The 17776-nt window shown below is 61.1% G+C and carries 14 protein-coding genes and 1 pseudogene; 6 read left to right on the top strand and 9 right to left on the bottom strand.

Going from position 1 to position 17776, the window contains the following annotated elements; all coding sequences use genetic code 11:
* Complete coding sequence (gene aceE / locus G9Q84_RS18565; RefSeq protein WP_181643842.1) at positions 1-2661, bottom strand: pyruvate dehydrogenase (acetyl-transferring), homodimeric type; 2661 nt, start codon at positions 2659-2661, stop codon at positions 1-3.
* 145 nt (positions 2662-2806) lie between these two features.
* On the opposite strand from aceE, the gene G9Q84_RS18560 reads away from it, so the two are divergent.
* Positions 2807-3283, top strand: coding sequence for a MarR family winged helix-turn-helix transcriptional regulator (locus G9Q84_RS18560; protein WP_181643841.1), 477 nt, complete (start codon positions 2807-2809; stop codon positions 3281-3283).
* A 341-nt stretch (positions 3284-3624) separates the two neighbouring features.
* Here G9Q84_RS18560 and G9Q84_RS18555 read toward each other — a convergent pair whose 3' ends face one another.
* Together G9Q84_RS18555 and G9Q84_RS18550 are read right to left on the bottom strand one after the other, a co-directional pair.
* Positions 3625-4659, bottom strand: a complete 1035-nt coding sequence (locus G9Q84_RS18555; protein ID WP_181643840.1) for an AraC family transcriptional regulator — start codon at positions 4657-4659, stop codon at positions 3625-3627.
* Positions 4660-4663: 4 nt separating this feature from the next.
* On the bottom strand, positions 4664-5794 hold the full coding sequence (locus tag G9Q84_RS18550) for a carbon-nitrogen hydrolase family protein (protein WP_032889892.1): 1131 nt from the start codon (positions 5792-5794) through the stop codon (positions 4664-4666).
* 212 nt (positions 5795-6006) lie between these two features.
* Here G9Q84_RS18550 and G9Q84_RS18545 point away from each other — a divergent pair, with 212 nt between their 5' ends.
* Positions 6007-8046: an NADPH-dependent 2,4-dienoyl-CoA reductase gene (locus tag G9Q84_RS18545; RefSeq protein WP_181640433.1), complete on the top strand. Its 2040-nt coding sequence runs from the start codon at positions 6007-6009 to the stop codon at positions 8044-8046.
* Positions 8047-8103: 57 nt separating this feature from the next.
* Entirely contained in the window at positions 8104-8994 is an 891-nt protein-coding gene (locus G9Q84_RS18540; protein ID WP_122756711.1) for a 1-aminocyclopropane-1-carboxylate deaminase/D-cysteine desulfhydrase, read from the top strand.
* Here the strand turns inward: G9Q84_RS18540 and G9Q84_RS18535 are convergent.
* From G9Q84_RS18535 to G9Q84_RS18525, 3 genes are all read right to left on the bottom strand, one after another.
* Positions 8984-9541, bottom strand: coding sequence for a cytochrome b (locus tag G9Q84_RS18535; RefSeq protein ID WP_181643839.1), 558 nt, complete (start codon positions 9539-9541; stop codon positions 8984-8986). The genes G9Q84_RS18540 and G9Q84_RS18535 overlap by 11 nt on opposite strands.
* A 114-nt stretch (positions 9542-9655) precedes the next feature.
* Positions 9656-10483: a phosphonoacetaldehyde hydrolase gene (phnX, locus tag G9Q84_RS18530; RefSeq protein WP_032889878.1), complete on the bottom strand. Its 828-nt coding sequence runs from the start codon at positions 10481-10483 to the stop codon at positions 9656-9658.
* 29 nt (positions 10484-10512) lie between these two features.
* On the bottom strand, positions 10513-11622 hold the full coding sequence (locus G9Q84_RS18525) for a 2-aminoethylphosphonate--pyruvate transaminase (protein ID WP_181643838.1): 1110 nt from the start codon (positions 11620-11622) through the stop codon (positions 10513-10515).
* Positions 11623-11735: 113 nt separating this feature from the next.
* On the opposite strand from G9Q84_RS18525, the gene G9Q84_RS18520 reads away from it, so the two are divergent.
* The gene (locus tag G9Q84_RS18520; protein ID WP_032889876.1) at positions 11736-12596 is read left to right on the top strand and encodes a LysR substrate-binding domain-containing protein; all 861 of its coding nucleotides are present in this window, start codon (positions 11736-11738) and stop codon (positions 12594-12596) included.
* Here G9Q84_RS18520 and G9Q84_RS18515 read toward each other — a convergent pair.
* Complete coding sequence (locus G9Q84_RS18515; protein WP_179178762.1) at positions 12566-13462, bottom strand: LysR substrate-binding domain-containing protein; 897 nt, start codon at positions 13460-13462, stop codon at positions 12566-12568. The two genes, G9Q84_RS18520 and G9Q84_RS18515, sit on opposite strands and share 31 nt — an antisense overlap.
* 258 nt (positions 13463-13720) lie before the next feature.
* Here G9Q84_RS18515 and G9Q84_RS18510 point away from each other — a divergent pair, with 258 nt between their 5' ends.
* Positions 13721-15046: an MFS transporter gene (locus tag G9Q84_RS18510; protein ID WP_032889872.1), complete on the top strand. Its 1326-nt coding sequence runs from the start codon at positions 13721-13723 to the stop codon at positions 15044-15046.
* Positions 15047-15154: 108 nt separating this feature from the next.
* Positions 15155-15862 carry a YebC/PmpR family DNA-binding transcriptional regulator gene (locus G9Q84_RS18505; protein WP_032889871.1) on the top strand — a complete coding sequence of 236 codons (708 nt, stop codon included), beginning with the start codon at positions 15155-15157 and terminating at the stop codon, positions 15860-15862.
* A gap of 96 nt (positions 15863-15958) precedes the next feature.
* Here the strand turns inward: G9Q84_RS18505 and G9Q84_RS18500 are convergent.
* Both G9Q84_RS18500 and G9Q84_RS18495 read right to left on the bottom strand, forming a co-directional pair.
* A pseudogene (locus G9Q84_RS18500) lies at positions 15959-16321 on the bottom strand (protein kinase); the annotation flags it as partial.
* A 117-nt stretch (positions 16322-16438) separates the two neighbouring features.
* Positions 16439-17740 carry a protein kinase gene (locus G9Q84_RS18495; protein ID WP_181643837.1) on the bottom strand — a complete coding sequence of 434 codons (1302 nt, stop codon included), beginning with the start codon at positions 17738-17740 and terminating at the stop codon, positions 16439-16441.
* Positions 17741-17776: the final 36 nt, after the last annotated feature.

The raw sequence follows: 17776 nt of genomic DNA, 5'->3' as shown, positions 1-17776 counted from the left end.
TCAGACCGCTACGGGATTCACCTTGTCGACGTTGATCCCGTAGCGTTTGATCGCTTCACTGACCTTGTCGCGACCGATCATGCCGTCATCCGCCAGCGCCTTCAGGGCGGCCAGGGCGATGAAGTGGCGATCCACCTCAAAGAACTCACGCAAGGCTTCCCGGGTGTCTGATTGCCCGAAGCCATCAGTGCCCAGCGCGACAAAGCGACGGCCCGGCACGAACGGACGAAGCTGATCGGCGAACAGTTTCACGTAGTCCGTCGCCACCACCACTGGCCCCGTGTGCCCGGCCAGGCATTGCTCTGCATAACTCGCGCGAGGCTCGCTTTCCGGGTGCAGCAGGTTCCAGCGTTCGACCGCATGCCCGTCACGGCGCAACTCGGTGAGGCTGGTCACGCTCCACACGTTGCCGTGCACACCGAAGTCGGTGGCCAGCAGTTCAGCGGCGGCGATCACTTCTCGCAGGATCGAACCACTGCCCATCAGTTGCACTTGCGCCTCAGGGTTGGCGCTGAGCCTGTACATACCTTTGAGAATGCCGCCTTCCACGCCTTCGGGCATCGCCGGGTGCGGGTAGTTTTCGTTGAGCAGGGTGATGTAGTAGTAAATGTCCTCTTGCTCAACGTACATGCGCCGCATGCCCTCGCGAATAATCACCCCCAGTTCGTAGGCAAAGGTCGGGTCATAAGAGATGCAGCACGGAATCACCGACGAGAGGATATGGCTATGACCATCGTCATGCTGCAAGCCTTCGCCCATCAGCGTGGTACGCCCGGCCGTGGCGCCCAGCAAGAAACCACGCGCGCGCGCATCGCCCGCCGCCCAAGCTAGGTCGCCGACGCGCTGGAAACCGAACATCGAATAGAAGATATAGAACGGCACGGTCATCAGGCCGTGGTTGCTGTAGGACGTACTCGCCGCGATCCATGAGGAAATGGCGCCTGACTCATTCAGGCCTTCCTGCATGATCTGTCCGTCCTTGCTCTCCTTGTAGTAGCTCAGTTGTCCGGAGTCCTGTGGGGTGTAGAGTTGGCCGACGGCGGAGTGGATGCCGATCTGACGGAACAGGCTCTCCATGCCGAAGGTGCGTGATTCGTCCGGCACGATGGGCACGATCAGCTTGCCCAGGTGCGGGTCTTTCAGCAGTGTACCGAGGATGCGCACGAAGGCCATGGTGGTGGAAATCGCGCGCTCGCCAGTGTCCTTGAGCTGAGTGGCGAAGGCGCTCAGTTCGGGGATCTGCAGCGATTCGACCGCAGTGTGGCGCGCGGGCACATAGCCGCCCATGGCCTGGCGACGTGCGGCGAAGTAACGGGCTTCTTCGCTATCGGCTATGGGCTTGAGGTAAGGAATTTCAGCAAGTTGCTCATCGGGCACCTCCAGGCCGAAGCGGTCGCGGAAGGCCTTGACGGCGTCGGCACCCATCTTTTTCAGTTGGTGGTTAATGTTCTGGCCTTCGCCGGCTTCGCCCATACCAAAGCCCTTGACGGTTTTTGCCAGGATCACCGTCGGTTGGCCACTGTGACGCACGGCGGCGGCATAGGCGTTGTAGACCTTGTCCGGGTCATGGCCTCCCCGTGAGAGTTTCCAGATGTCGTCGTCGGACAGGTCCGCAACCAGTGCCAGCAACTCCGGGTATTTGCCGAAGAAGTGTTCGCGCACGTAGGCGCCGTTCTGGGATTTGTAGTTCTGATAGTCACCGTCCACGCATTCCATCATGCGTTGGCGCAGCAGGCCGCTTGTGTCTTTTTCCAGCAGTGCATCCCAACCACCGCCCCAGATCACTTTGATCACATTCCAGCCGGCGGCGCGGTACAGGCTTTCGAATTCCTGGATCACCTTGGCGTTGCCGCGTACCGGGCCGTCCAGGCGTTGCAGGTTGCAGTTGACCACGAAGATCAGGTTGTCGAGTTCCTCGCGTCCGGCCAGGGAAATGGCGGCCAGGGATTCCGGCTGGTCCATTTCGCCATCACCCAGGAATGCCCAGACCTTACGGCCCTGGTGTTGCTTGAGGTCACGAAACTCCAGATAGCGCATAAAACGCGCCTGATAGGCCGCCGTGATCGGCCCCAGTCCCATGGACACCGTAGGAAATTGCCAGAAGTCCGGCATTAGTCGTGGGTGGGGGTAGGACGAAATGCCCTCACCACCGGCTTCACGGCGGAAGTTATCCAGTTGTGCTTCGCTGATGCGGCCTTCGAGGTAGGCGCGGCCGTAAATGCCAGGCGAGGAATGCCCCTGGATGTACACCAGGTCGCCGTCGAAGCGGTCGGTGCGGCCACGGAAGAAGTGGTCGAAGCCGACGTCGTAAAGCACAGCGGCTGACGCATAAGTGGCGATATGCCCACCCACACCGGAGTGTTTGCCTGCACGCAATACCATGGCCATGGCGTTCCAGCGGATAAACGCATTGGTGCGGCGTTCGATGGCCAGGTTGCCGGGGTAGGGCAACTGGCGATCCACCGGGATCGTGTTGACGTAAGGCGTGGTCACCCGCCCATAGAAGTCGCCATGCCGCGCCACGTCGAAATCCAGCAACTGATCGATCAGGTAATGGGCGCGCGGGCGGCCTTCGGTGGACAGCACCGATTCGATGGACTCCAGCCACTCGCGGGTTTCCTGTGGATCGACGTCGCGTCTGACTGCGTTATTCGGGGTCATGTGAGGCTCCAGGGTCGGCGGATTTCAAGTGGCGGGCTCCTTGTGGGAACGTCGTCAATGTTGTTGCAATTGCAACTACATGGCCGAATCTAGCGCGGGATGAGCTACTATTGCAACCTTCTTGAAATCCACCGGATGGTGTTGCATGTCGTCGAAAGAGCCCGATGTATGGTTCCGTTTTGTCAGGGCCCACAGGACGGTCATCCGTGAAATCGAGCGCCGCCTGGCGGCCGCCGACTTGCCCCCTTACGCCTGGTACGACGCACTGTGGGGTCTAGAAAGCGGCCTCGAAGGCACCCGCCGCATGCACGAGTTGGCCGATGTATTGGCCATTGAGCGCTATAACCTCACGCGCCTGGTAGACCGCCTGGAAAAAGAGGGCCTGGTGCTGCGTTCACGCTCCGACGGCGATGGCCGCGCGGCATTTGCGTCGATCACCGATACCGGCCGGGCGTTGCGTAAAAAAATGTGGAAGATCTACGAAAGTACGGTGGACGAGTTGTTCCTGTCGCAGATCGAACCGGAGCAGCGCCGGGCGTTTGCCGAGGCGTTGGAGCGTACCGCCGGGATGGCGGTGGAGGCGGGTGCTCAAACCCGTGGCCGACGCAAAGCTGAAACCTGATGCAGATCTCATGTGCGAGGGTGCAAGCCCCCTCCCACAATGGAATGCATTGCCGTCCATTTCAGTGCGTAGCTGATTGCAATCGCGCTTCAGAGCCCTGGCGCTAAATCCGCATAACGCTGCTACGTTTAATCTTGAAGTGCAGGAACGTCATGGCGCAGACATTTTTTCGTCATGACGGCACTTTAGGCTGGTGATGCAGGTCATTTATCTGCAGCCACTTTTAACGTCAAGAAGGAGTCCATGATGGACGATTACCAGGAAGAACTGCTGGAGTACCAGGCCTTTGAATTCGATCCGCTGGATCCGGCCGACGACGCCACCGAGCTGTAAGACCGACTTCAGGCGGAATGCCGCTGACTGCGGCGAAATTCCCCTGGGGTCTGGTTGTTCCATCGCTTGAATGCCCGTTGAAAGGCTTGGGCTGAGGCAAAGCCGAGCAAGTAGGCGATCTCGCCGAACGCCAGTTCCGTATCGCGAATGTAGGTCATGGCCAGGTCGCGGCGGGTATCGTTGAGAATCGCGCGGAATTGAGTGCCTTCTTCGGCCAGTTTACGGCGCAATGTCCAGGTCGGCAGCTTCAAGCGTGCCGCCACTTCTTCCAGGTCGGGTTCCCGGCCGCCATTGAGCATCGGCCCGAGCAACCGGGTAATGCGCTCGCGCAAGCTGCGGGTGCGGGTCAACTGCTCCAACTCCCTTTCACACAATTGCAGCAAGAGCTGCCAGGTACTTGGGCAATGCTGCGGGTTACGCATTGCCAGGGTGGATTGGCTCAGGCGCAACTGGTTGGCCTCGGCACCGAAGTGGACCTGGTTGGCGCTCAATAGGCTGTACTGCTCGCTGTACTCGGGGGCATCGAACTCGATGTCGATTCGTTGCGCCAGCAACGGTTGTTGTGCCAAGTTGGCGAGCTGATGCAACCAGCTGGAAATGATCGAGTCCACCACAAAACGGTTGTAGGCGTTGTAGGGGCTGATGGAATAGAAACGCAGCCAGGCGCCTTCGGCATCCTCATGAAAACTCGATTGCCCGCGATAGTTGGCACCATACAGCGGCTCAAAGCGCGTCAGGGTGCGAGCGGCTTCGCGTACGTTAGGCGCCTGTGCGGCGGTGACACCAGCCAGTCCCGCTTGGCTCAAGCGGCTGAGTTGCCCCATGCGCAAGCCCAGGCCTGGGTCGCCGGTCAGTTGAATGGCCGCATGGCCCAGGCGCATATAGCGCGGGATCGACAAGCGCGCGCCAGCTTCGGCGAGGCGCGCCGGGTCCAGGCTGTATTGCAGCAAGAGCGGTTGCGGGTCCAGGCCGTGGCTGTGGATCGCGTCGGCCAGGGTGTGCACGAAGCCCACCGACAAATCCCCGAGGCGCACCGGCTTCACCGCGTTACAGCCAGATATTCAGCAGGCGCGCGCCACGGGCGTCGCTGTCGGCGTTGATCTGCCCGTTGTGACTCAGGAAACTCTGCCCGGCAGTGCCCAAATCCCAGAACTGCCCGCGCAGAAATACGCTCATGCCGGCGCTGGCCTGGCTGATCGGTTGTTGGCTGATCAAGGTCAAGCGGCGCCACGCTTCGCCCTCACTGAGCTCTTCGGGCTTGAGGCTGATTTCCTGTGGAGTGGAGACGCTTTTAAAACCGCGCCATGGTCGATCCCAGGTCTCGCGGCCAAGCACAAAGGCCGGCACTGCAATCAGCTGCGCGCCTTGTTCGTTGAGCTTGCGGTAGTTGTCCGGGTACCAGCTGTCACTGCCCACCAGCACACCAAGGCGGCCGGCCGGGGTGTCGACCACGCTGACGATATTTTCGTCTCCAGGCTCGATAAAACCGCGCTCATCGTATATCGGGTAAAGCTGGCGTTGCAGATTGCCGACGGGCAAGCCGTCTGCCGCAAATACCACGCTGGCGTTAAACAGTGCGCCATGGCCGACCTGGAGTTGCCCTTGGCTCACACTTGGGTTGGGCAGGGCAATGGAGCCAGCGACCACCGTGACCCCGAATTCCTTGGCCAGGCCGCCGAACAGCACTTGATAGTCACGCGCCATGGCCGGGGCTTTCATGCGCAGGTAGGCGTCGTTGGTGCGGTCATCGCCCGTGGCGCTGATCCAGGCACGCAGGAATTGCAAGGGATTGCTCAGCGACAGCCAGTGCATCGCGTCCTTCACATGCAGCGCTTGGTACACCTCGTTTTTTTCGCCGGTGAGCATCAGCCAAGTGCCGATGTGTTCAGGCAGTACCACAATGGTCTTTTCGTTGATCAAGCCCTGGTCCCGTGCGTTTTGCAGGTAGGCCGCAAGCTTCAGGTGCAGGCGTTCCAGGCTCTGGTAGTCGGCGGGGAATAACTCCGGCTGGATGCCCAGCAGGTTACCTCGATCGGCGGGTTGGCCTTCGTTGACGGCGAGGGTGCTGCGCAGGTCCGACAGGTAATGCGCCACGGGGCGCTCCTGGGTCCAGACCAGATACGCGGCGACGGCGGCAACCAGGGCCAGGGTGACGGTAAAAGCTAGAAGTTTACGCATGGGGGAACAGACAACAGACCAAGTGCAGGGTTCGCTGACTAGGGTAGGGCCCATGCGGCGGCTTGCCAAGGGGCGCTGTGCGTTTGGATCAATAAGTTGTGAGTTTCGGTCATTGAGCGGTAGGGGGTCGCCTCTTAGTCTGTGGGACATAAACCGATGGCAGGCCATTCGAGCCTTCCACGTCCCGTGATGATCCGTTGTGGAGCTGTACCATGACCGCTGCTGCCTACCCGCACCTGCTGGCCCCGTTGGACCTGGGTTTTACGACCTTGCGCAACCGTACTCTGATGGGTTCGATGCACACCGGCCTTGAAGAAAAACCCGGTGGCTTCGAACGCATGGCGGCTTATTTTGCCGAGCGCGCCCGTGGCGGCGTCGGCCTGATGGTCACCGGTGGCATTGGCCCCAACGATGAAGGCGGGGTGTACGCCGGTGCGGCCAAGCTGACTACCGACGAGGAAGCGCAAAAGCACAAGATCGTGACCGAGGCCGTGCATGAAGCGGGCGGCAAGATCTGCATGCAGATCCTCCACGCCGGCCGTTATGCCTACAGCCCCAAGCAGGTCGCGCCAAGCGCCATCCAGGCGCCGATCAACCCGTTCAAGCCCAAGGAATTGGACGAAGAGGGCATCGAAAAGCAGATCCAGGATTTCGTCACCTGTTCGCTGCTGGCCCAGGTCGCCGAGTACGACGGCGTGGAAATCATGGGCTCCGAAGGTTATTTCATTAACCAGTTCCTTGCCGCCCACACCAACCACCGCACCGACCGTTGGGGCGGCAGCTACGAAAATCGCATGCGCCTTGCCGTGGAAATCGTGCGCCGGGTGCGCGAAGCGGTGGGGCCGAACTTCATCATCATCTTCCGCCTGTCGATGCTCGACCTCGTGGAAGGCGGCAGCACTTGGGAAGAAATCGTGCAGTTGGCCAAGGCCATCGAGCAGGCCGGTGCGACCATCATCAACACCGGCATCGGCTGGCACGAAGCGCGTATTCCGACCATCGCCACCAAGGTGCCACGCGGCGCGTTCAGCAAAGTCACTGCCAAGTTGCGCGGAGCGGTGCAGATCCCGCTGATCACCACCAACCGCATCAATACACCGGAAATTGCCGAGCAGATTCTCGCTGAAGGCGATGCGGACATGGTTTCGATGGCGCGACCGTTCCTCGCCGACCCGGAGTTCGTCAACAAGGCCGCCGCCGGGCGTGCCGATGAAATCAACACCTGCATCGGCTGCAACCAGGCCTGCCTGGACCACACCTTTGGCGGCAAGCTGACCACCTGTTTGGTCAATCCCCGTGCATGCTACGAGACCGAACTGAATTACCTGCCGGTCAAGCAGATCAAAAAAATCGCTGTGGTCGGCGCCGGCCCCGCGGGTCTGGCCGCTGCCACCGTAGCCGCTGAACGCGGTCACCACGTGACGCTGTTCGACTCGGCCAGCGAGATCGGCGGCCAGTTCAACATCGCCAAGCGTGTGCCCGGCAAGGAAGAGTTCTTTGAAACCCTGCGCTACTTCAAGCGCAAGTTGCAAACCACCCACGTCGAGCTGTGCCTCAACACCCGAGTGGATGTCGCGCAGCTGGCGGCTGGCGGCTACGACGAGATCATCCTGGCCACCGGCATCGCGCCCCGCACGCCGGCGATTGCGGGCGTGGAAAATGCCAAGGTGCTGAGCTACCTGGACGTAATCCTTGAACGCAAGCCGGTGGGCAAGCGCGTCGCGGTGATTGGCGCTGGCGGTATTGGTTTCGACGTGTCGGAATTCCTCGTGCACCAGGGCGTGTCTACCAGCTTGGACCGTGAAGCATTCTGGAAAGAATGGGGCATCGACACCCAGTTGCAAGCCCGTGGCGGTGTGGCCGGCATCAAGCCTCAACCCCATCCACCGGCCCGTGAAGTGTTTCTGTTGCAGCGCAAGGCTTCAAAGGTCGGCGACGGTCTGGGCAAAACCACCGGCTGGATTCACCGTACCGGCTTGAAGAACAAGCAGGTGCAGATGCTCAACAGCGTTGAGTACCTGAAAATCGACGATGACGGCCTGCATATCCGCATCGGCGCCGAGGGCGAGCCGCAGCTGTTGGCGGTGGACAATATCGTCATCTGTGCCGGCCAGGATCCGTTGCGTGAATTGCACGACGGCCTTGTCGCAGCGGGCCAGAACGTACACCTGATCGGCGGCGCCGATGTGGCGGCTGAGTTGGATGCCAAGCGCGCCATCAACCAAGGCTCACGCCTCGCCGCGCAGCTGTAAGACGACGAAAGGGGCGGTGTTAGACTACCGCCCCTTTTTTTATTCAGATGCCGCCCGATGGGTCCTTTCGATTGGCTTCCCCATGCTCCGCTTGAACCGTTAGCACTGGATTGGCTCAACGGCGTCGAGTTGGCCGTGCTGCGCCTGGACCGCATCGACCCGCTGATCAGTGGCAACAAGTGGTTCAAGCTCACCGAGCACTTGGCCCAGGCGCAACGGGCAGGCGCCAGCGGCGTTATCAGCCTCGGCGGCGCCTATTCCAACCATCTGCACGCACTGGCGGCGGCGGGCAAGCGTTTTGGCTTTCCCACTGTCGGCCTGTTGCGCGGTCATGCGCAAGACACGGCTACCGTCCAGGATTTGAAAGCATTCGGCATGCAGCTGCATTGGCTCGGTTATGGCGGCTATCGTGCGCGCCATGAGCCGGGTTTCTGGGAACCTTGGCGCGCGCTTTATCCGCATCTGTATTCCGTGCCTGAAGGCGGCGGCGGATTGGCCGGCGCAGTGGGGTGTGGGGTGTTGGTCGAACAGGCCCGTGAACAACTGAGAAACCTGGGTTGGGCCGATTACGACGGCTGGTGGCTGGCAGCAGGCACCGGCACCACGCTGGCAGGTTTAGTCCTGGCAGAGGCGGGCGCCCATCCGGTGTTCGGCGCAATGGCCGTGCCGGACGATCATGGTGTGGCGCAAAACGTGAGTGCCTTGGTGCAAGGCGGCTATACATTGCTGGATGCCAGCCGGGGTGGCTTCGCCAAGGTCGACCCGCTGTTGCTCGACTTTATTGAAACCACGGAGCAGGCCTGCGGCGTGCCGCTGGAACCGCTGTACACCGGCAAAGCCCTGCTGGCGTTGAAGCAGCAGATCGAGGCCGGGCACATCGCGCCCGGTACTCGCCTGATCTTTGTGCACACCGGCGGCCTGCAAGGCCGCCGAGGGCTTACAGCCTAGCGCGCTTACCCGGCATCATCCGCAACGCTGTGTTATCGCGCATCACATAATGATGAAAGATCCCCGCCAGGGCATGCAGGCCGATCAGCCAATACCCGATCTGGCCGAACAACACGTGCCAGCTTTCAATCTCTTTGGCCAGTGGCTTGTTCTCGCCAATTAACGGCGGCAACTCCATGCCATAGAACATCACCGAATGCCCCTCGGCACTGACGATCAGCCAACCAGCAATCGGCATACCGATCATCAAGGCGTACAGCGCGGCGTGCATCAGGGTGGCGAGCAGGCTTTGCCATTGCTGCGGGGCGGGTACGATCTTCGGCGCCACCCCCAGGCTGCGCGCGAACAGACGCAGCCATACCAATACAAACACGGTGAGGCCGAACATGAAGTGCATCTCGACGATCAAGGTGCGGGCGCCGCTGCCTTTGGGGAACTGGCCGCGTAACTCTATGCAGGCGTAGACCACCGCCAGCAGCACCACCATCAACCAGTGCAGCGCAATCGACATGGTGCTGTAGCGCGTATCGGAATTTTTCCACGGCATCGCTCGGTTCCTTATTCATCAGGGTAAACCTCCGCTCTTTGGCGACGGAGTCTTTTTACTTTATGCCTGTTTTGAACGATTTGCCCGGCGCGAATGCCTTTGTATTGACGCTTGTCAGTGGCTTTGCGGCATTTCACCGCGCGCCAGACGCTGGTTAACATCGGCGATCACCGCCGGCAGGTCAGTGATGGTATCGATCAGGTAATGCGGGCGTGAGCCTTCGAACATCGCCTCGATGCGCGTGCGTTCGCTGGCCAGGGTGGCGGCATCGAGGGCTTGAAACTGTTCATAGGTAAGCCCCAGGGCATTGCCGGAGCAGGTCAGGGCCACGGTCCACATTCCGGCGCGACGACCTTCGAGTATGCCGGGCACGGTGTCGTCGACCTTGAGGCACGCCGCCACATCATCAATTCCGAGGGCAATTACGTTGGCCAGGGCCTGGGCCGGCCATGGGCGGCCGTTGGGCACTTCGTCGGTGGCGACCACATGGTCGGCGACGTAACCATTGGTGGCGGCCAAGGCGACAACCTTGTCCATCACCTGCTTGGGGTAGCCGGAGCAGGAGCCAATCTTGATGCCTTGCTCACGCAGTTGAGCGATGGTGTCGAGTGCGCCGGGGATCAGCGCCGAGTGTTCGGCGATCTTCTCGATCTGCAACGGCATGAAGCGCTGGTAGATGGCGGTCACGTCGTCGTCGGTGGGCGTGCGGCCGAACGCCTTGCGATAACGCTCGGCGACTTGCGGTTGGTCGCAAAGGGTGCGGATATGGTCCCACTTGCCCATGCCCATCGGGCCACGGGCTTCTTCGATGGAGACTTGCACGTCGAACTCGGCGAAGGCCTCGACAAAAATCTGAGTCGGCGCGAAGGAGCCGAAGTCGACGACGGTGCCGGCCCAATCGAGGATGACGGCCTGGAGGGTGTTGGGGTTTTGATAGTTCATGGTTCAGATCCTGTGGGTTATGGGGAGAATCAGATGTCCAACACTTCCATTTCTTGCAGCACCTCGGCGATTGCCTTGATCGCCGCCTGCATGCCGGTTGCGTCGACATGGCCGATGCAGCCGACGCGGAACGTTTCCACTTGGGTCAATTTGCCGGGGTACAAGATGAAACCCTTGGCCTTGACCCGCTCGTAGAAGTCCTTGAACTGGTAGCGCGGGTCTTTGGGGGCGTGGAAGGTGACGATGATCGGTGCCTGGATTGCGGCCGGCAGAAAACTGCGCAAACCAATGCTGGCCATGCCGTCTAGAAGCGCCTGGCAGTTCTCGGCATAGCGTCGATGGCGTGCAGGCAGGCCACCTTCCTCCTGGTACTGCAGCAGCGCTTCGTGCAGGGCGGCGACCACATGGGTCGGTGGGGTGAAGCGCCACTGGCCGGTCTTCGCCATGTAGGTGTGCTGGTCGAACAGGTCCATCGCCAGGGAATGGCAGTTGCCTTGGGCGGCGGCCAGTGCCTGCTTCTCGGCAAAGACGAAGCCCATGCCGGGCACGCCTTCGAGGCACTTGCCCGAGGCGGCGATCAGTGCGTCGAACGGCACGTTGCGGGCATCAATTGGAAGGGCGCCGAAGGAACTCATGGCGTCGATGATCAGGCGCTTGCCGTGGTTCTTAACGACCTGGGCGATCTCCGGCAACGGATTGAGAATGCCGGTGCTGGTTTCGCAGTGGATCAACGCGACGTGGGTGATGCCCGTGTCGGCCTGGAGCAAACGGTCCACATCGGCGGCGGTGGTGGGTTCGTCTTCAGCGGTTTCAAAGGTGCTGAAGTCGCGGCCCAGCACTTCACAGATCTTCGCCAGGCGCTTGCCGTACGCGCCGTTGATCAGGACCAGCACCTTGCCATTACGTGGGACCAGGGTGCCGATGGCCGCTTCGACGGCAAAGGTGCCGCTGCCTTGCAAGGGCACACAGTGGTGGCTGTCAGCACCATTGAGGATTGCCAGCAATTGCTCGCAGACGCTGGCAGTGAGTTGGTTGAAACGGTCATCCCATGAACCCCAGTCCACCATCATGGCCTGACGGGTGCGGTTGGATGTGGTCAGGGGGCCAGGGGTCAGCAGGATCGGCGCGGCAGTGGTCATCTCAAGTCCTCGCAAGGCATCGGGGGTTGAAGCTACGGCGCCTAAATTGCAGTTTGGCTTGTCATCAATCAAATTGTTTGTTGTTATGCGAGCTATCAGTGAGGCCGATGACTATGAACCTGTTCCAACTGCGCGCATTCGATGCCGTGGCCCGCGAGGGCAGTTTTACCCGTGCTGCCGCGCGGCTGTTCATCAGCCAACCGGCGGTGACCGGGCATATCAAGGCCCTGGAGGAGTACTACCAGATCCCGTTGCTACGGCGCACCGCCCGACGGGTTGAGTTGACTGAAGAGGGCGCACGGCTGGCGGCGATCACCCGGGCGATCTTCGGCCTGGTGGACGAAGCCCAGACGATGCTGGAGGCCAACCGCCAACTGCTGACCGGGCGTCTGGAAGTCGCGGCGGACGGCCCGCACTTGGTGATGCCGATGATTGCCAGCCTGCGCGCGCGCTACCCCGGGATTACCGTCAACCTGCGCCTGGGCAATGCCCAGGAAACCCTCGCCGCGCTGTTATCCGAACATGCGGATGTGGCGGTGCTCACCGAAGTGGAGCCGCGCAATGGCCTGCACCTGCAACCGTTGAACGAGTCGAGGATTTGCGCATTGGTGCCGGCCAGCCATCCGTGGGCGCAGCAACCCGAGGGTATTCGCCTCGAGCAACTCAACGACGTGATCATGGTGCTGCGCGAGCCCAGCTCCATCACCCGGCGTACCTTCGATGACGCCTGTGTGGCGGCGAATGTGCAGCCCAAGGTGCTGCTGGAACTGGACAGCCGCGAGGCGGTGACCGAAGCCGTCGCTGCTGAGTTGGGGGTGGGCGTGGTCTCGTCCATGGAAGTCAGCCCCGACCCGCGCGTGCAGGCCGTGGCGATTGAGGGCGATGGGCTGGTCAACCGGCATACGCTCGGTTGCATGGAGCGGCGCCGTTCGTTGCGCCTGATTCAGGCGTTTTTCGAGTTGGCGCCGAGCTGAAGGCTGTCGCGCACGATCTCCAGGAACGTCGCCACCACCCGGCGGGAACTCTGTTCCTTGAGGCATACCAGGGTTTCTTTCATGCGCTGGCTGCAATCGCGGATCGGCATGGCGCACACCCGTGAGTCGGCGCCGAACTCCGCCGCCGAGACCACGCCCACGCCGATGCCCACCACCACCGCTTCACGCGCGGCCTCACGGCCTTCCACCTGGATCGCCGGGCGAATGCGCAAGCCTGCCTGGCTCATTTCCTGTTCAAGGGTCTGACGGGTGACCGAGCCGATTTCACGCAATACCAGCGGCGTGTCGTCCAGGTCAGCCAAGCAGATGGACTCGCGTCCGGCCCACGGGTGGTTGCGCGCGACAAAGGCGAGCAATTGGTCGTCAGGCAACGGCAGCGACAGCAGGCGCTCATCGTCGACGTCGCGGCCCAGCAAGGCCAGGTCGGCCTGGTAGTTGTACAGGCGAAACAGCGATTCGTCGGTGTTGCCGGTTTCGATCTTCACGCTGATTCCCGGGTACAGCTGGCAAAAACGCGCGATCTGCGGCAGCACATGCACGGGGGCATCCACGGCGAGGGTGAGGGTGCCGGTGAGCAACGCGCGGGAGTCCTGCAACAGTTCCTCGGCTTCGGCCTCGATCACAAACAGGCGCTGGGTGATGCTCAGCAGGCGTTCGCCCAGGTCTGTAAGGCGCACTGAGCGCTTGTTGCGATGAAATAACAGCACGCCGAAGCGCTCTTCGAGTTTGCGCACCTGGTCGGAAATCGCCGGTTGCGTCAGGAACAACCGTTCGGCGGCCTGGGTGAAACTGCCGTGTACGGCCACGGCATGAAAGGCTTTGAGTTGGGTATGGGACACCGACATCGCAAATCCTCTTACAAGCTGAGCTTATATTTGAAATACGATAAATCGATTTTACCTATTAGTCAGCCATTGCTTTGATATGTCTCAACCACTGTAGGTTGAGTCCTACAACCTCCGGTGGTCATGGGCTCTGGGACACCGGACTCATCTGACCAATACCGCGCCATCCACGGCTCGGCATTGCAGTGCTTAACCATAAAAACAACAGGCATTTGCTTCTCGATTCTGCCGGCACACTCACCTGAGGTCAGAACCACCATGAATATCCCTATGGGTAGCATCAAGCGTTGGCGCGTGCAGATTTTCGCCATCACCTGGCTGGCGTACGCCGCGTTCTATTTCACTCGCAAAGCGTTTTCCGTGGCCAAGCTGGGGATCGTCGACGACCCGAGTTTCCCCCTCGACAAAATGATGATGGCCAACCTGGATGGCATTTACCTGGCGGCCTACGCCGTCGGGCAGTTCACCTGGGGCATGCTTGCCGACCGCTTCGGGCCGCGTGTCGTGGTACTCGGCGGGTTACTGATTTCTGCCGCTGCGGCGTTGGTGATGGGCACGTTTGCCACCTTGCCGATCTTTATAAGTTGCATGCTGATCCAGGGCTTGGCGCAGTCCACCGGCTGGTCTGGACTGTGCAAGAACCTCGGCAGTTTCTTCCCGGCGCAGCAGCGCGGGCGGGTGCTGGGGTTATGGAGTTCGTGCTACGCCTTCGGTGGCCTGGTGGCGTCGCCCTTTGCCGGGTGGTGGGCCTACACCCTGATCGGCAGCTGGCATGCGGCGTTTATCTCCAGTGCGGCGGTGGTAGCGTTTGTGGCGGTGCTGTTCTTTCTCTTCCAGCGCAACACGCCGCAGGACGTTGACTTGCCGGCCGTGGAACCGGAGCCGCTGCTGAGCGCCGAGGAGGCCGCCGCCGAGAAGCGCATCAGCGTGCTGGAACCGCTGCGGGCCATCTTGCGTAACCGCACCGTCTTGACCCTGGGGCTGGCGTATTTCCTGTTGAAACCGGCGCGCTACGCGATCCTGTTGTGGGGCCCGGTGATCGTGTATGAGCAAATGCCCTCGGTCGGCAAGGTCGGCGCGGCCATCGTGCCGACGGCGTTCGAACTGGCCGGTTTGCTTGGGCCAGTGCTGATCGGGCTGGCGTCCGACAAACTCTTCGGCGCCCGACGCATGCCGGCCTGCGTGCTCAGCCTGCTGGCCCTGACCGTGGCCTTGGCGCTATTCATGGGCGCGCTGCACACCGGCAGCGTGCTGCTGGTGATGGCGTTGTTGTTTGTGATGGGCCTGACCCTCTACGGGCCGGACTCAATGATCAGCAGCACCGCCGCCATCGACTTCGGCACCGCCAAGGCGGGGGCGACAGCCGCAGGCTTTGTGAACGGTTGCGGTTCGGTGGGGGCGATCCTCGGCGGGTTGCTGCCGGGCTACTTCGATACGGTGACGGTGTTTATCGTGTTTGCCGGTGCCGCGCTCTTTTCCTCGCTGGTGCTGATGCCCTACTGGAACGCCAGGCCGGCCGTGCTGGCCCAGGTCGGGGATTTCGTGCCGGACCGCGGTCTTGCGATCAAACCCTTGCGAACCTGAGGGGGATGGCCGGTTTTTGGTGGATCAGAGCGTTTTTGCCCTATAAACTCTGCCCCCAAAGCGCCGGCCAGTAGACGTTTCGGCGCGATGTATAGAAGAGAGTGAGTCATGGGCGCACAGTGGAAAGTCAAACATAAAGAAGCGGCATCCAATGCCAAGGGCAAGATCTTTGGCAAGCTGGTGAAAGAAATCACCATCGCCGCCCGCAATGGCGCCGACACCGCGACCAACGCCCACCTGCGTCTGGTGGTGGAGCAGGCCAAGAAGGCCTCGATGCCCAAGGAAACCCTGGAACGCGCGATCAAGAAGGGCGCCGGTCTGCTCGGTGAAACTGTGCAATACCACCGCGTGACCTACGAAGGTTTCGCCCCGCACCAGGTGCCGCTGATCGTTGAGTGCGTAACCGACAACATCAACCGCACCGTGGCGGAAATCCGCGTGGCGTTCCGCAAGGGTCAGTTGGGTGCTTCGGGGTCGGTAGCCTGGGACTTCAACCATGTCGGCCTGATCGAAGCGTCGCCGGATACCCCGGACGCGGATCCGGAAATGGCTGCGATTGAAGCCGGTGCACAGGACTTTGAAGACGGCGAAGAAGAGGGCGCGACCCTGTTCATCACCGAAACCACCGACTTGGACGCAGTGCAGAAAGCGTTGCCCGAGCAGGGTTTCACCGTGCTATCGGCCAAGCTGGGCTACATCTCGAAAAATCCGGTCAGCGGTTTGACGGATGAGCAGATGGCTGAAGTCGAAGCCTTCCTCGAAGGTTTGGACAACCATGATGACGTGCAGGATATGTTCGTTGGCCTGGCGGGCTGATTGAATTTATAGCTGTACAACTGTGGGAGGGGGCTTGCTCCCGATAGCGGTGGGTCTGACCCACTGCAATCGGGAGCAAGCCCCCTCCCACATGGTTTAAGAGTGTTGGATAGATGCCAGCAAGGCATTGATTTCTTCGAAGCTCGGTCGTGCCAACACATCCGGCTGACAGCACATTTTTTGGAGTTCCAAGAGTTCACCGCTCAACCCCGTTTCAACCCGCTCCAACAATTCCCCCAGCAACACCCCGAACGCCCGCACTTCAAGTCGCTGTAACGCCCGTGTTTCCAAGGTATCCGTCGTGGCATGGAACGACGCTGCGCCAAAATCCCCTAGCAGGCAATCGCCCACTTCATTCCACAGAATATTGTGGCCGTACAGGTCGCCATGGGTGATGCCGTGCCTGTGCAAATGAGCGGCCACCGAGGCGATGCCCTGGGCCATGCGCAAGGCCACAGTTCGTGGGCCTGGCGGGCTGATTGAATTTATAGCTGTACAACTGTGGGAGGGGGCTTGCTCCCGATAGCGGTGGTTCTGACCCACTGCAATCGGGAGCAAGCCCCCTCCCACTTGGTTTTAAGAGTGTTGGGTAGATGCCAGCAAGGCGTTGATTTCTTCGAAGCTCGGTCGTGCCAACACATCCGGCTGACAGCACATTTTTTGGAGTTCCAAGAGTTCACCGCTCAACCCCGTTTCAACCCGCTCCAACAATTCCCCCAGCAACACCCCGAACGCCCGCACTTCAAGTCGCTGTAACGCCCGTGTTTCCAAGGTATCCGTCGTGGCATGGAACGACGCTGCGCCAAAATCCCCTAGCAGGCAATCGCCCACTTCATTCCACAGAATATTGTGGCCGTACAGGTCGCCATGGGTGATGCCGTGCCTGTGCAAATGAGCGGCCACGGAGGCGATGCCCTGGGCCATGCGCAAGGCCACATTGGCACTGAAACGGGCAGTCGGTTCGTAGATGTCGCGGGTGCACGAAGCCAGGCTCGGCAGGGCGGCGAGGTTGCGGTAACTGGGGTCAATCAGGTCCATCACCAGTGCGGCCTGGTGATCGGGATGGCCGACTACACGGCCCTCGACCTTGATCAGATTGGGATGCAGCCCGGCGGCGATGCAAGCCTGCATTTCGTGCAGCGGCGAGCCATCGCTGGTGATCGTGCCTTTATAGAGTTTGACTGCCACCGGCTTGGCCTGCGGTTTCCATAGGGCCTTGCGGATCACCCCCGAGGCGCCTTCGCCCAGCACTTCGGCCAATTCCAGCTCTGTCCACGGGATGTCCGGTGTTGCGTCTTCTGCCGCCACATCCACTGCCATTTCCACCGGGTTTCCGGCATAGGCCAACCAGGTCAGGCTTGGCAGGGCTAACAGCCATTGTGGCAGGTGGGTAAAGCGGTTGGACGCGATGCGAAGCAATTCGAGGTTGTGACAGTTGGCCAGGCTTTCCGGCAGCGCCGCGAGCTGGTTCCCGGCGAGCATCAGTTTTTGCAGCAGCGGCCGCTCGCCCAACGCGTCGGGCAATTGGCTGATGCGATTGTCGGTGAGGATCAGCCAGCGCAACAGCGGCGGTAAAGCGGCGGCGGGAACGTGGCTGATCTGGTTGGCCTTGAAGCCGATCATGCTCAACTTGGCGCACTGCCCCAGGCATTCCGGCAGCTCAGTAAAAGCGTTGTCCGAGCAGAAGAGCACGCGAAGGTGCGGCAGGCGGTGCAGGTCGTCGGGCAGGCGGCTCAGGGCGTTACCGCTGAGGTTGAGGATCTCCAGGGAGTCGGCCAGCCCGAAGATTTCTTCTGGGAATTCGGTGAGCCCGCAGGACAGGTCCAGGCGCGTAACGCCGGCCAATTGGCCAGCCTTGAGTTGGGCGAGGGTATTCATGAACGGCGCGGTCACTCGGCAAGGGGGCGTAAATGG

Source organism: Pseudomonas sivasensis, from assembly GCF_013778505.1.
In the GTDB taxonomy this organism is placed as follows: Bacteria; Pseudomonadota; Gammaproteobacteria; order Pseudomonadales; family Pseudomonadaceae; genus Aquipseudomonas; species Aquipseudomonas sivasensis.
Note: the sequence above shows the minus strand (reverse complement) of the source record. Positions and strands in the feature narration are given on the sequence as shown.

Coding starts and splice junctions, on each gene's coding strand:
- aceE (WP_181643842.1), bottom strand. CDS start 2,661: ATGACCCCGAATAACGCAGTCAGACGCGACGTCGATCCACAGGAAACC.
- G9Q84_RS18560 (WP_181643841.1), top strand. CDS start 2,807: ATGTCGTCGAAAGAGCCCGATGTATGGTTCCGTTTTGTCAGGGCCCAC.
- G9Q84_RS18550 (WP_032889892.1), bottom strand. CDS start 5,794: ATGCGTAAACTTCTAGCTTTTACCGTCACCCTGGCCCTGGTTGCCGCC.
- G9Q84_RS18545 (WP_181640433.1), top strand. CDS start 6,007: ATGACCGCTGCTGCCTACCCGCACCTGCTGGCCCCGTTGGACCTGGGT.
- G9Q84_RS18540 (WP_122756711.1), top strand. CDS start 8,104: ATGGGTCCTTTCGATTGGCTTCCCCATGCTCCGCTTGAACCGTTAGCA.
- G9Q84_RS18535 (WP_181643839.1), bottom strand. CDS start 9,541: ATGCCGTGGAAAAATTCCGATACGCGCTACAGCACCATGTCGATTGCG.
- phnX (WP_032889878.1), bottom strand. CDS start 10,483: ATGAACTATCAAAACCCCAACACCCTCCAGGCCGTCATCCTCGATTGG.
- G9Q84_RS18525 (WP_181643838.1), bottom strand. CDS start 11,622: ATGACCACTGCCGCGCCGATCCTGCTGACCCCTGGCCCCCTGACCACA.
- G9Q84_RS18520 (WP_032889876.1), top strand. CDS start 11,736: ATGAACCTGTTCCAACTGCGCGCATTCGATGCCGTGGCCCGCGAGGGC.
- G9Q84_RS18515 (WP_179178762.1), bottom strand. CDS start 13,462: ATGTCGGTGTCCCATACCCAACTCAAAGCCTTTCATGCCGTGGCCGTA.
- G9Q84_RS18510 (WP_032889872.1), top strand. CDS start 13,721: ATGAATATCCCTATGGGTAGCATCAAGCGTTGGCGCGTGCAGATTTTC.
- G9Q84_RS18505 (WP_032889871.1), top strand. CDS start 15,155: ATGGGCGCACAGTGGAAAGTCAAACATAAAGAAGCGGCATCCAATGCC.
- G9Q84_RS18495 (WP_181643837.1), bottom strand. CDS start 17,740: ATGAATACCCTCGCCCAACTCAAGGCTGGCCAATTGGCCGGCGTTACG.